Here is a 13,663-nt window from a genome sequence, read left to right on the forward strand (position 1 = left end):
CGCCATTTACTCTACTATATTCTGCGATGATTACTGTTATCAATTGAATAAGCACCTGCTCCATGAGCAAATATCATCAAGAAACCACCCGCCATCGCAATGTTTTTCATGAAAGGGTTCATCTGTGATTCATCTATCCAGAATTGATGAAAAAGCAGCGCTGAGACTACGCTAAAACCAGCCATTAAAATCGCTACTAAGCGCGCTTTGAAACCAAAGAGAATAGCAAGGCCGCCGAAAAGTTCAACAGCAATAACCAAAGGCAATAGCATCCCAGGCACACCCATTGCTTCCATATAACCTTGAGTAGCGGCATAACCGGTAATTTTGGTAAAGCCTGAAAAGATAAAAATCATTGATAAAACAGGCGTCCGATAGGAGCGCTAGCTCTTGTAGTTTATCCATGGGTTTTCTCCAGTAAGAATAGAAGTTTTTTTAAGCTTTTATTTGATTATGACAGGACTATTGTATTCGTTGCTTATAACTAGATAAACCGTGATAATTACAAATGTAAGTTCTTATTTAAAGAACAATTAAGAGGTGGTTTACATGGGACAATTAGAAGATATGGCAATGTTTGTGCGTATTGTCGAAGCAGGTAGTATTACCAAGGCTGCCGAGCAACTGAACATCGCAAAATCTGCGGTAAGCCGGCGTTTAAAGGAGTTAGAGACGCGCTTGGGCAGTCAACTGATTAGCCGAACCACGCGTCAATCAAACTTAACCCAAGCTGGTGAACAGTATTATCAAAAGGTGCACCATATACTCAGCGAAGTGGATGCGCTGAATGAAGAGACGAGTGGTACTCCGACGCGTATCGAAGGGACATTAAAGATGACAGCACCATTGTCCTTTGGTTTGATGCATTTAAACGATGTTATTGATGAATACGCCAATCAGCATCCTGAGTTAAAGTTTGAGCTGGATTTTTCTGATCGGCATACTGATTTGATTGAGGAAGGGTTTGAGTTAGCGATTCGTATTAGAGAGTTGCAAGATTACAGTTATCAAGCCAAACGTCTAGCACTGATTCGTTATGCGTTATGCGCCAGTCCCGAATATTTAGAGAGTATGGGTACGCCAAAGACTTTTGACGATCTGTCAGAACATGAGTTTTTACAATATGGTATGAGCAAATCTAGCACGATAGAACTGATAGATGAGCAAGGTAAGAAGCATCAAGTCGCCGTAAACGGTAAAATAAAAGCCAATAATGGGGACTTTTTGCGGGAGATGGCAGTCAAAGGTCATGGCATTGCTTTTCTGCCAACTTTTATTACGTATCAAGCCTTAATTAGCGGTGAGCTTGTGCCTATCCTGCAGCAATATCAATTACCCACTTTAAATGCTTATGCGGTCTATCCTAAAAATCGATTTTTATCGCAACGTTGTCGTTATTTGATTGATTTTATCGCTGAACGTTTTGGCGATAATCCGTACTGGGATAATTTTTGATAAACACTTACGGCTCAACACTTAACGGACAAGCTTAAATGATCACTATACCTACCATTAATACAATAAGCGCCCGCGATCCCACTGAGCCATATCGACCCTCAACTACGCTAGAGTTATTATTTGATTTAGTTTATGTCATTGCCGTTTCAGCAGCCGCAAGCGGCCTTTACCAGCGCTTGCTTGCGCATGACTTTTTAGGGTTTTTGACCTTTATCATCGCCTTCTTTATTTTATGGAATGCTTGGACGAGCTTCACATGGTTTGCTTCCGGCTACGATCCTGATGATTGGTACTATCGTCTCTCAGTATTGCTGCAAATGTTTGGCTCATTAATGATTGCAGCCAACATCAATCAGTTTTTCGAGCAAGGATTGACATGGATAGGAGTCACTGGTTACGCGATCATGCGATTGGCCAGTTGTAGCCAGTGGTGGCGTGTTTATCAGCAAGTTAAAGGTCACAAACGGGTGGCTGGTCGCAGTATTATTGGCTTATTAACGCTACAAAGTGTTTGGATACTTTGGTTATTTCTACCTGCTTCGATACAAACGCCTGCGTTATTTTTATTTATAGCCGCTGAATTACTGATGCCAATTTGGGCGCGTGCAGCACAGAACATCAATTGGCATCCTCATCATATGGCTGAACGTTATGGCCTGTTGACCATTATTGTTTTAGGCGAAGGCGTGCTAGGAGTTAGTAATAGCATTCGAACCTTTTTAGTCAACTCCGAGTCTGCTGCTAGCGCTATTATATTATTAGGTTCAAGCCTTGTGGCATTGGTTTTTGCCTTATGGTGGCTCTATTTTACGATCCCGTTTGGTACTATTTTGGACAATGAGCGTCGTCGTTATGATTTATTCTTATTTGGCTATGGGCACTTTTTTGTTTTCGCTACGCTTGCAGCGTTAGGCAGCGCGCTTAATTTAGTGACCGATGCTTGGGCAAATACTCTAAATAGTACGGTCACTCAGCCTTATGCTATGGGATTATTGATGATCATGCTATTTGGCTTTTTAGTAACCCTAACCTTACTTCGAGCCTTAATGTGCCGCAAATCAAGTCACAATATGACGGCTCTTATTCTTGCCATCTTTATTATTTTGCTGAGCTATATCACAGTAGCGCAAGGGCTATCGATTACTTATGGTATTTGGCTAAGCCTGCTCGCGCCTATAATAATGACGTGGTACTTTCATCAAGATAACAAGCAATGGCAAGCCTAAGCTCTAATTTAATATTGCACGATAACAATGACTTGCAGAAAAACTCTAGTTTGCATTATCATAATTTTTTTTAATTATTTGACTTCCAACCTAATATTTATCTATAAGGATTATTATGAAAAACTAATGGCTGCGGCTCCTATTGTGCTACTAACGCACCTATGACTAGCACTGATCAAACAACTATTATGTCCTGTCAGGATAATGGTCAAATTGCCAATCTAAATGTGACGTTGCCTAAAGTGGGTATAAATAATAAAAACTCACCTTGAATCAAGCAGTTTCAGCTTCTGGTGCTCGTTATGTTAATAGCACTGACCCTTAGATGAGCTATGATTGGCACACCAAAGCAAACTATGGTGTCATGAACGTAAACATGGCAAACGGTCAGACATATAGTGTCAACTGTAAAATATAAGTATTGATATTAGTGCTATAGTCAGTCCACAATAAAAGTACAGCCCATATCATGAAACAGTTTAGACAGATCGTTCTCCATCCAGCTTTGGCGTAGAAACTTTGCTTGTGCCCATTTTTTCTCGATGGGATTTAAATCAGGGCTGTAAGGTGGCAACCATAGAATACGATGGCCATTTCTGTTTAGTAGCTTTTGAATGCATTTGCTTTTATGAAATCTAGCATTATCCATAATAATCACGCATTTAGTCTTAAGGCTTGGGATAAGCGTGTGTTTGCACCAGTGATAAAATATTGCTATTGATATTCTGCTCAAAGTAATCAAGCGCAAACAGCATTTTTCATAGAGCGTACCAATAATATTAGTACGCTTTCTTGCTTGCCAGTTATAGCGATCAATACAAGTTTTACCAATAGGTGCATATCCGTAAGGTCTTATGCTTACAGCCTCAAAGCCACTTTAATCCATATGAATAATGGGGAAGCCTTACTGCGTAAAGCTATCAAGCTTATTCTGATATATCGCACTTTTTATTGGACAAGTTTTTGGATGCTCTAAGGTCTTTTTTTGACTGATTCCAAGACGCTTTAAAGCAGTGTGCATACCTGTCTTACTACCGTTAAAGCGCCTAGCCCGTTCATACAGATAATCATCAGGATATTATTCAACGTCTTTTAAAGAGTGCTTCATTCGGTATTTTAGTTGGTGGTTTATCCCTAGTTTTTTTGAGAGCCAACTTCTGTGCCAGCTACGAATGGTGATGGTACTCAGGTGATAGCCGCTTCTCTTATCGTCATGCTTTTTTTAATGCTATGCATTACTTGCTTGCGAAATTCGATTCAGTAATACATCGTTCCTCTAATTAAATAAGTTGTTATAAACACTGTATCAGTTTTACATATTATTAATTGCATAATCCCTTTTCAAATAATCTGAATGAGTCGACCACTACTTTGATAAACCGCTAAATAATATTAATCTCATAACTGAATTTTTCTGCCAGTCCATATGATTCTCTATATTCGATAGGATCGCCTTCTAGATTCTTCGCAATGCGGCATACCTTAACTAAGTTTTCTTGCTTATTGTTGCCCAGATAATCATCACTGTGATCGGTTATAAAATACAGCGTCTCTACAGCAGACGATACGAATTGACCACACTTTGTATAGTAAAACGGATAGAGAAGATTCTCGAAATCTTCAGGATTTAGGGTTACAAAGGCTTGGAAGCGACTCTTAGGTAACCAAATCTTTTCACTTAACAAGACTCTGTCTTCAACCATACGCGTACGTTCTATATAAATGAGCGCTTTGTTTTTACCTATATTTAGTTTTTTATTAATGTCATCAATACCGTCTACAACCATGATTTTTTTAATTATGCCCGTCGGTGTGACATAGCGGGCATCTTTATCACGAAACTTAAAAAACCTTAATAATGAGCTTGCAAAATCTGGACGTTTTAAGAAGGTGCCTTTGCCTTGCTGCTTTATTAACACCCCATCTTCTACCAATTTTTCGACAGCTTTTCGGACAGTTCCTACAGATACTTCATACTTATCTGCAAATTCCTGTTCCGTCGGTAAGGGCGTGTTTTCATCCCACTTACTCTCTGTCAGTAACGTCTGTATATGCCATCGCACTTGCTCATAACGTGGCATTTTAAATTCTTTGAAATTATTTAGCATTTTTTTCACCACAGTGGAAAGGTTTTTATTAACTGTTTCAATCTCGTCAAGCACTGCTATTGCTGTAAAACTACGTTATCCCTGATCAATTTCTCTTAAGCTTTCAGCGCATTCGATAGGTATCACATTAATATTAAAGCATTATTATATTTTTATGATTAATCTTTCCTAATTAATGCCAAATTTTTTGCTATCATTCCACTCAATGATACGCTTTTAAAGCTCAGATGAGCTTCTGATATAAAAAGCTATCCGTCAATATTAGCGCAATGCTCTTTACTCTGTAAAAACTGCTATGGTTTTTTATAGAACTCATACAGTTAAGGTCAAGGAGTAGCCGTGACTTTTTATATTCTCGCCGCCATCGTGATATGTATCATTTTGGGCTATACCACTAAGATTAATATTGGCCTATTTGCTATTGCATTTTCATATCTGATCGGTTGTTTCGGTATGGGGATGAAGGCACATGAAATTGTTGAGCTATGGCCTCTCAAAATTTTCTTTGTTATTTTTGCAGTGACGCTTTTCTATAACTTTCCCCTAGCTAACGGTGCTTTAGAGAAGCTATCTAATCATTTAATCTATAAGTGCCGTCACTTTCCCGCATTCTTACCTTTGGTTATTTTCCTTGTTGCCACGATTATTGCAGGCCTAGGAGCCGGCTATTACACCGTCTTAGCGACGATGGCACCAATGATCCTGCTGTTGTCTAAACGCACTAACTTGAATCTTGTCATTGCTACTTTATCGGTGAACTATGGTGCCTTAGCGGGTGCTAACTTTATCACCTCACAAAGCGGTGTTATTTTTAGAGAGCTGATGCGCGGCGCAGGCGTCGCAAATGACAATACCTTTACTTATGTGTTAGGGGTGTTCGCTGTCACTTTTATAATGCCTATGATTGTATTGGGTGCTTATAGCTTTATCAATGCCAAGAACAGCAAAATAGCGATTCAGACGACCATACCAGAGCCCTTTGACAGTAAGCAAAAACAGTCTCTTGTACTGATCTTTATTATGATGGCTATTGTACTTATCGTGCCCATTTTAAATCTACTCATGCCACAAGTATCAGCGATTAAGTTTTTGAACGCTCGGATTGACATTGGTTTTATCGCCATATTTTTTGCTTTAGTGAGCTTATTTTTAAAATTAGGCGATGAAAAAGCAGTGATTGCTCTAATACCTTGGAATACCCTCATTATGATTTGTGGTGTTGGTATGTTAATCAGTCTCGGAGTAGAAATAGGCGTTATTTATGAGCTGACAGAATGGCTAAGTACCAATGTACCTATCTGGATGATACCGATTTTAGTCTTTGTTATTAGCGCCATTATGTCAATATTTGCTAGTACGCTCGGGGTAGTCGCCCCTACTTTATTTCCTATGGTCCTGCCCCTAGCAGTTGCCTCTGGACTGAGCCCTTTATTACTATTTACCTGTATTGTTGTGGGGGCGCAAAGCTCATCACTCTCGCCTTTCTCATCAGGAGGTAGTCTGATGTTAGGCGCTTCTCAAGTCGTTATAAACAAAGACAAGCTTTTTAATGCGCTACTATTCAAGGCAGTGCCCTTAGATATTGGTATCGGAATACTCGCAATTTTACTTATCCAGCTGATATTTAACTTCTCATAGGTAAAATATACCGTGATTTTTTAATATTTTTAAATATGCTTACTATATTTTGATCCCAATATATCTATTTTCTCACTAAATTCACAACTTCTTAAATCGTTGTCATAGCCTCGTAATGGTACTGATATCAACGTTATTTTAGGATGTCTCAATAATTCGCCATCACCAACATCATCTTATCTATTTGTTTTAATTAATTTAAATATTTTTTTCGAAGAAATCAATATCATTTATTCATCCTGCATTGCTATAACAGGAGACCTTATGCCGCCTTCAATTTAATATATTACTATAAAATTCATACATACATACATATGTTTCTTGTTATTTAAATATTCTGTTACTTTTGCATAGTAATGAAAAGCATACGTTTATGAAGTTAATGAGACACATTAATCGAATGCTACCTTCACCTGTAATAACTTTATATTTTGGCCAAAATTCTATTGAATTTTTACTGTAAAAATACACACAAGGAGTGTCGTGTGAAAAAACTATCCTATCTGGCTCTTGGTCTGTCTGTCCTATCTTTGACTGCTTGTAACAATGCAAACGAAACTGCCAGTACAGATGCGACTGCCGCAGATGGCTCAACTGAGCTTACTGCCCCTTCACGTCCAGAATGTATTGCGCCTGCCAAACCAGGTGGTGGTTTTGACTTGACGTGTAAGCTTGCTCAAGCTGGCTTAAGAGATACTGGTATCTTAAAAGATCCTATGCGCGTCACCTATATGCCAGGCGGCGTCGGCGCTGTTGCTTATAACAAAATCGTTGCCAATGATCGGGATAATGGCGATGCCATTATTGCCTTCTCTACCGGCTCTATTCTTAATTTGTCGCAAGGTAAATTTGGTAAATTCACTGAAAAAGACGTGAAATGGCTAGCTGGTGTTGGTACTGATTATGGCGCTATTGCAGTCAATGCAGACTCTCCTATTAAAGATCTAGCTGGGTTAGTTGCTGAGCTCAAAAAAGATCCAAAAGCGATCAGCTTTGGTGCTGGCGGTAGTGTTGGTGGTCAAGATTGGATGCAAACCGCTATTTTAGCTAAAGCCGTTGGTGTTAAGCCTAGTGACATGACTTATGTTGCCATGGAAGGCGGCGGCGAGGCGATCACAGCAGTGATGGGCAATCATATTACTGTTGTTAGTGCCGGTATTGCTGAGATTATGCCGCAAGCCAATGCAGGTAAATTACGTGTATTAGCAGTATTTGCAGATGAAAGATTGGGCGGGACGATGACCGATATTCCTACTGCGAAAGAGCAAGGTTATGATGTGACGTGGCCAGTAGTTCGTGGTTACTACATGGGTCCAGACGTAAGCCCTAGTGCTTATAACTGGTGGAAAGAGGCTTTCGATAAGATGCTTGTTGATCCGAAATTCGCTGAGATACGTGAGCAACAAGAATTGCTGCCTTTCTCTATGACTGGCGATGAGCTACAAGCCTACGTTTATAAACGTACGGGCGAACTACGCGAGTTATCTGCTGAATATGGTCTTGTTGAAGCAGCACCAACCAAATAGTTACGTTGAGATTTAATAACCTTTAGCAATTGAATATCAAATATTTTGGTATTTCTCAAAGGGCTGGCAGGATATCTATCTGTCAGCCTTTTGCTCCAAAATTCAAGGAATGCTCCTTATGACAATGGAACGTTTGTTTTCCGGGCTGATGGCACTGGTCAGTATATTAATATACTTAGCCATTGGTTATGTTGCCCCTTGCTTATGACCCAATTGGTCCTCGTCCTTACCCTATTTTAATCTTTTCCCTGCTTGCCTTTGGCTGCTTAGTCGTTGCTTTTCGTCCCGCCAGTTTTACTAAAGCGATTGAATTGGGTTTAAATAAAACGATCATCCGTAATCTTATTTTATGTGCGCTTGCCTTATTGGTCTATGGTCTCATTTTTGAAGTATTGGGCTTTATTCTTGCCACTATTCTGATGTCTTTCGCCGTAGGTTTACTGTTTGCAGGTAATCCTCTAAAGAGTTTTATCTTTTCAGTGTTAATCAGTATTGGCTTATATGTCTTATTTGACCTATTTTTAGATGTCAAATTACCACTCGGATTGTTGTCAGGGATAATAGGATAGCCAATATGGATACTTTTGATTTTTTGATGCATGGCTTTGCTGTTGCATCTACCCCCCAAAACTTACTGCTGGCACTCATCGGCGCTTTTTTAGGTACGATTGTGGGCATGTTGCCGGGTCTTGGCCCGATTAATGGTGTAGCGATATTACTGCCATTCGCTTTTGCGCTTGGTTTACCGCCTGAGAGTGCGCTCATTTTGCTAGCAGCCGTTTATCTTGGCTGTGAATATGGTGGTCGTATTTCTGCCATTCTTATTAACGTACCCGGTGATGCTGGCGCCATTATGACGACTTTGGATGGCTATCCATTGGCAAAACAAGGCAAGGCTGGTATTGCACTGTCTTTATCTGCTGTCAGCTCTTTCGTCGGTGCCACTATCGCGACAATCGGTGTGGTGCTATTTGCGCCGTTATTAGCCAAATGGGCAATCTCATTTGGACCTGCTGAATACTTTGTACTGATGGTATTTGCTATTACCTGCCTCAGTGGTTTGGTAGGTGATCAGCCAGTTAAAACGGGTATTGCCGCGTTGATTGGTCTTGGTCTAGCAACTGTTGGGGTTGATGCTGTTACTGGTATTTACCGCTTTACCTTTGATTCGGTTAATCTGTCTGATGGCATTCAATTTACCACCATTGTTATTGGTTTCTTTAGTGTGAGTGAAATTCTAATCTTGCTCGAAAAAACAACGACTGGACACAAGGTTATTGAACAAGGTAAGCGCAGTTTATTAAACTTTAAAGAGTTTACTTTTGCTTTTGGAGCCATGCTACGTAGTGGTCTAATGGGCTTTGTCGTTGGTATCTTACCAGGTGCAGGCGCAACGATTGCCAGTGCAATGACTTATGCTAGTGAACGTAAAATCGCTGGTGATACTGGAACCTTTGGTGATGGGATCTTCGCGGTGTTGCATCGCCAGAAGCAGCTAATAATGCCTCAGCTTGCGGCTCATTTGTGCCAATGTTGACGCTAGGTGTGCCAGGTTCTGGTACGACAGCAGTCATGATGGGTGCGTTGACGTTATATAACATTACACCGGGTCCACAGTTATTTACTGAGCAGCCAGATATCGTATGGGGTCTGATTGCCTCATTATTTATCTGTAACGTGATTTTGCTAATCATGAACATCCCTTTGGTAGGTTTGTTCGCCAAACTGCTTGATGTACCAAACTACATCTTGATACCAGCCATTGCTGCGGTCAGTTTCGTTGGCGTATATTCTATCCATAGCACGACTTTTGACTTGGTCTTTATGGTGGCACTTGGTGTATTTGGTTACTTTTTACGTAAACTAAATTTTCCATTATCAGCGCTTATTTTGGGCTATGTATTGGGTGAGCTCATGGAGTCTAACTTAAGACGAGCCCTATCTATCTCTCAAGGTGAGCTTAGTATCTTATGGAGCAGCCCTATTACAGTAGTGCTATGGTTGTTGGCTATTTTGATGGTATTTATGCCAGTAGTATCTACCGTAGAAAATTTAAGCCTGCTATTTAAGTTTTAGTTACTCTGTTCTCAAAATACTCCGGTGGTGGTTATACTCTATGTATGACCACCATTTTTTTAGGAAATAGTTACACCCGATACTTTTAATGAACGCGTTGAAATTGCTAGAGGAATGAAAATGCTACTCTAATAAAACCTCTTATCATTTAGACAGATTTAGTTGACTACTACCACTTGATGTCACTCATGAAATAGGATTTTATAGTGCTCCTTGTTTTAGATTTACTACAATCCATCCCAAGTTGGCATTTAGTAGGCTTGTTTTTCGCTGGCATGGCCGCTTTTATTATCTCTACTATATCGGGTGGTGGCGGTGCTATGTTACTGATACCAGCCACTTCTTGGATGATAGGGACAGCGGTTGCACCACCTGTGATCAATTCGGCTACTTTGATTAGTAATACATCTCGACTATATTTATTCTGGAATGATATGATTGGTCATTGACCAAATATTACGTACCAAGTGCCATTATAGGTGTGTGGCTAGCAGCATTTGTTTTTAGTCATTTAGATGCTGGCTGGATTCAGTTATTGGTTGGCGTGTTTTTGGTATCTACTATATTCCAATATAAGTTTGGTAAGGTAAATAAAACTTTTGATATGCCAAAAGCAGGTTTTATACCTTTGGGCTTTATGATTGCTTTCATGAGCACATTAGTGGGCGGTCTCGGCCCTATACTTAACCCTTTTTATATGAATGCTGGACTAGAAAAAGAAAACCTTATTGCTACCAAAACGGCTAATTCTTTTTTTGTAGGTATGGTACAAATCGGCAGCTATTCTTTTTTTGGTATATTCACCGTCAAGCTCTGGGTATATGGCATTGTCTTAGGATTAGGTGCCGTTATTGGCAATATCATCGGCAAACGCTTTTTGGCCGGTATGAGTATTAGTCAGTTTAGAATAATGCTACTCATGCTAATGGTTATCAGTGGCGTAATATAATAATAAGAAACCTGAATGTGCTGTTTTAATAAGCCTTTCATTCGATGCTGTGACTATATTACAGCAAATTTACATAGGTAATCGCGGTGAGTTTACATCGCTTATCCTTACCAATTTAGCACATGCACATGATACATTTTTGAAATGTACTCAGCTTGGTTATCCTTGACCTATGCTGTCAATCCTGTAGAAACTAGCTTGAGAGAGTCTAACTAACCAACTGGACAGTAAAATTCAAACCCCTAGCAAGTTTGTTCACAAGGCAACCTCGTAATTTGTACTACGCTTAGAAGCATCAGATTTTTCCAATATTCCCTTCTCTATCAAGTCATTGATACTTCGTAGTACTGGGTCTATAGAACACTTGGTCATCATTGCCCATTTCTTAGTACTCAGCTTGCGATAAAAATCAGTGCATAAAGTATGACCTCTGCCGTCAAATCCGTAGAAACAAAATTGGGATAAATTGATTTTAATAGGTACAAATACGATACTGGATATATTTCTAAGGTTTTGCCCTTCTCTCCCGAAATGGATATTGAATTTCCTATATAATGTGAGCCATCTCTTTGTTGATAACCCCTTTAATTTAGGCTTTTTTCTTAGTAAAAAAATGCTTCTTATCAGGTAAAACGGTGCTTTATGTTTAACGCTTCCTCAACTCGTTTAAATAAATACATCAGCGAAAGCGGTATTTGCTCCAGGCGAGACGCTGACCGCTTTGTTGAACAAGGTAATGTATACATCAATGGTAAGCGTGCTCAAGTAGGCGATCAAGTGGTTGCTGGAGATACGGTAAAAGTCAACGGGCAACTCATTGAGCCGCGAGAGGCGGATGATTTTGTGTTTATTGTCTTGAATAAACCCGTGGGTATTGTGAGCACTACAGAAGCTTCAGAAAAAGATAATATCGTTGATTTCGTTCGACATAGTACACGTATTTTTCCGATTGGACGTTTGGATAAAGACTCTCAGGGTTTAATCTTTTTGACCAGTAATGGTGATCTGGTTAATAAGGTACTTCGTGCTGGTAATAACCACGAGAAAGAATATTTAGTGACGGTGAACAAGCCGATAACAGATAGTTTTATTGAGGGTTTAGCTGGTGGCGTGCCAATGCTTGGGAAGATGACCAAGAAATGCCCGGTTACTAAGATGGCACCCACCGTGTTTAACATCACGCTAGTGCAGGGTTTAAACCGCCAAATTCGTCGTATGTGTGAGCATTTTGGCTATGAAGTGGTGAAGCTTGAGCGTACGCGGATTATGAATGTCAGTCTTAAAGGTACTCCCGTTGGAGATTGGCGTGATTTAACCGAAAAAGAGTTGTCTGTTTTACTTAAGTCCATAGAAGGTTCTTCTTCAGATGCCAGTAATCCGGGCAAGAAATCTCGTATGCGCCACGAAAAAATGCTCGTACTGATGATTCGTCAAAGACAAAACGTCTTCGAAATCAGCGGGGGCAGCAAAGGGCAATAAAAAACATGCCAAGGATGATGCTAGAAACCAGCGGGTTCTAAAGGTAAAGATAGACGTCCTTTTGGTAATGGCAAGAAGGCTGTAGGCAATGGCAAACCTGCTACAAATGGTAAGCGCCCTGCAAAAGGTCGAAGTTCTAAGCGGTAGCAGTATCGCGACTATAGATTGATGGTTAATGGTTAATGGTTAACTAATTAAGACAGCTGATAAAAGATGCTGCACGAAAAGCCAGACAATTTCAGTTGTCTGGCTTTTTTGTTACCTGTGGATTTCCTCAACCAAATATTTTTATTATAAAGCCAAATCATAACTAGGATGTGTCTGCACGAAGTACCGTTGGTATGGGCGGACTAAAAATAGCAAAGTCTAAGACAGTTAGCAGATGTCATTATTTAAAAATTCGATTATAGTAGATATCAAATCATACATTTAAAAGTTGAGGACAAAATAATGAAGACACTAAGCTTATGTATTGCAGCAGGACTGGGTTTAAGCGCTTGTGCTGGTGGAATGACAGGGAACACGGGTCAAAACAACAATGTCAATGGCATCGTCACTCAATACCCTGTTGAGACTGCCATGCTCAACATCTATACCAAACAACGCAGTGATACATTAGTTGCAGTTGTCGGCAGTCAAAGCGTGTCAGCAGAGATTCAAGTGACGCCTAAAGGCAGTATGATATTTAATAATAAATCTGTACAAGGTACCGAAATAAACACCATCAATAAGATGAATAATCAAATCACCAATCAATCCGTCGCTATCAATTACTTCACCCTGAATCCACTGATATTCCATGGTTTTACAGACGGTACAGGTAAATACTCACTATCTAACCAGACGACCACCATTCCTAAAATGGCGACGGTGGGCGCTTCTAGTAAGCTACTGACGGAAAATGTCTATGCCGATAGCAGCATGCGTAACAAGATAGGGACTTATAACCAAAACTGGTCTTTATCGCGTGATACAAATAATACCGCATGGTTCTGTATAGAAACCTCAAGCAATCTATTACTCAGCTTTGACCCTGCAGGCACTTCATCAGAATGCTACAAGATCAATGCCAAAGGCGATATCTTAGCAAGCAAAGTGACACTGAGTCAGCCTAGTAGTAATGGTAGTACTAAGACGGTTACTTTAAACAGTCAGTAGTGATTATCTTTGTGACATAGCATTTATTACATAACAACGAAACAA

General features: G+C 39.9%; 13 protein-coding genes and 1 pseudogene. 11 read left to right on the top strand and 3 right to left on the bottom strand.

Annotation, left to right across the window (positions count from 1 at the left end; genetic code table 11):
- Positions 1 to 14 precede the first annotated feature (14 nt).
- Positions 15 to 356 carry a DoxX family protein gene (locus G7Y90_RS16115; protein ID WP_250162908.1) on the bottom strand — a complete coding sequence of 114 codons (342 nt, stop codon included), beginning with the start codon at positions 354 to 356 and terminating at the stop codon, positions 15 to 17.
- Positions 357 to 549: 193 nt separating this feature from the next.
- Here G7Y90_RS16115 and G7Y90_RS16120 point away from each other — a divergent pair, with 193 nt between their 5' ends.
- The 3 genes from G7Y90_RS16120 to G7Y90_RS19355 all read left to right on the top strand — a co-directional run bounded on the left by G7Y90_RS16120 (position 550) and on the right by G7Y90_RS19355 (position 3,009).
- On the top strand, positions 550 to 1,455 hold the full coding sequence (locus tag G7Y90_RS16120; protein WP_193007213.1) for a LysR family transcriptional regulator: 906 nt from the start codon (positions 550 to 552) through the stop codon (positions 1,453 to 1,455).
- A 38-nt stretch (positions 1,456 to 1,493) separates the two neighbouring features.
- Positions 1,494 to 2,684: a low temperature requirement protein A gene (locus G7Y90_RS16125; protein WP_250162909.1), complete on the top strand. Its 1,191-nt coding sequence runs from the start codon at positions 1,494 to 1,496 to the stop codon at positions 2,682 to 2,684.
- 268 nt (positions 2,685 to 2,952) lie between these two features.
- Positions 2,953 to 3,009, top strand: a complete 57-nt coding sequence (locus tag G7Y90_RS19355) for a hypothetical protein (protein ID WP_502937445.1) — start codon at positions 2,953 to 2,955, stop codon at positions 3,007 to 3,009.
- 114 nt (positions 3,010 to 3,123) lie between these two features.
- Here G7Y90_RS19355 and G7Y90_RS16130 read toward each other — a convergent pair whose 3' ends face one another.
- Together G7Y90_RS16130 and G7Y90_RS16135 are read right to left on the bottom strand one after the other, a co-directional pair.
- Positions 3,124 to 3,540, bottom strand: a complete 417-nt coding sequence (locus tag G7Y90_RS16130) for a transposase (RefSeq protein WP_349773449.1) — start codon at positions 3,538 to 3,540, stop codon at positions 3,124 to 3,126.
- 526 nt (positions 3,541 to 4,066) lie between these two features.
- Entirely contained in the window at positions 4,067 to 4,792 is a 726-nt protein-coding gene (locus G7Y90_RS16135) for a GntR family transcriptional regulator (protein ID WP_193007216.1), read from the bottom strand.
- A gap of 339 nt (positions 4,793 to 5,131) precedes the next feature.
- Here G7Y90_RS16135 and G7Y90_RS16140 point away from each other — a divergent pair, with 339 nt between their 5' ends.
- The 8 genes and pseudogenes from G7Y90_RS16140 (at position 5,132) to G7Y90_RS16175 (ending at position 13,618) form a co-directional block, all read left to right on the top strand.
- Positions 5,132 to 6,430, top strand: a complete 1,299-nt coding sequence (locus G7Y90_RS16140; protein WP_250162910.1) for an SLC13 family permease — start codon at positions 5,132 to 5,134, stop codon at positions 6,428 to 6,430.
- Positions 6,431 to 6,915: 485 nt separating this feature from the next.
- Positions 6,916 to 7,956: a Bug family tripartite tricarboxylate transporter substrate binding protein gene (locus G7Y90_RS16145; RefSeq protein WP_193007218.1), complete on the top strand. Its 1,041-nt coding sequence runs from the start codon at positions 6,916 to 6,918 to the stop codon at positions 7,954 to 7,956.
- A 188-nt stretch (positions 7,957 to 8,144) separates the two neighbouring features.
- On the top strand, positions 8,145 to 8,525 hold the full coding sequence (locus G7Y90_RS16150) for a tripartite tricarboxylate transporter TctB family protein (protein ID WP_250162911.1): 381 nt from the start codon (positions 8,145 to 8,147) through the stop codon (positions 8,523 to 8,525).
- 5 nt (positions 8,526 to 8,530) lie between these two features.
- Positions 8,531 to 10,032, top strand: a pseudogene (locus G7Y90_RS16155) (tripartite tricarboxylate transporter permease).
- Positions 10,033 to 10,238: 206 nt separating this feature from the next.
- Positions 10,239 to 10,481, top strand: coding sequence for a hypothetical protein (locus tag G7Y90_RS16160; RefSeq protein WP_250162912.1), 243 nt, complete (start codon positions 10,239 to 10,241; stop codon positions 10,479 to 10,481).
- Complete coding sequence (locus G7Y90_RS16165; protein WP_250162913.1) at positions 10,478 to 10,981, top strand: sulfite exporter TauE/SafE family protein; 504 nt, start codon at positions 10,478 to 10,480, stop codon at positions 10,979 to 10,981. The genes G7Y90_RS16160 and G7Y90_RS16165 overlap by 4 nt, the downstream gene beginning before the upstream one ends.
- Positions 10,982 to 11,623: 642 nt before the next feature.
- The gene (gene rluF / locus G7Y90_RS16170) at positions 11,624 to 12,460 is read left to right on the top strand and encodes a 23S rRNA pseudouridine(2604) synthase RluF (RefSeq protein ID WP_250162914.1); all 837 of its coding nucleotides are present in this window, start codon (positions 11,624 to 11,626) and stop codon (positions 12,458 to 12,460) included.
- A gap of 450 nt (positions 12,461 to 12,910) precedes the next feature.
- Positions 12,911 to 13,618, top strand: coding sequence for a hypothetical protein (locus G7Y90_RS16175; RefSeq protein ID WP_250162915.1), 708 nt, complete (start codon positions 12,911 to 12,913; stop codon positions 13,616 to 13,618).
- Positions 13,619 to 13,663: the final 45 nt, after the last annotated feature.

This window comes from Psychrobacter sp. WY6, assembly GCF_018448495.1.
Classification (GTDB): Bacteria; Pseudomonadota; Gammaproteobacteria; order Pseudomonadales; family Moraxellaceae; genus Psychrobacter.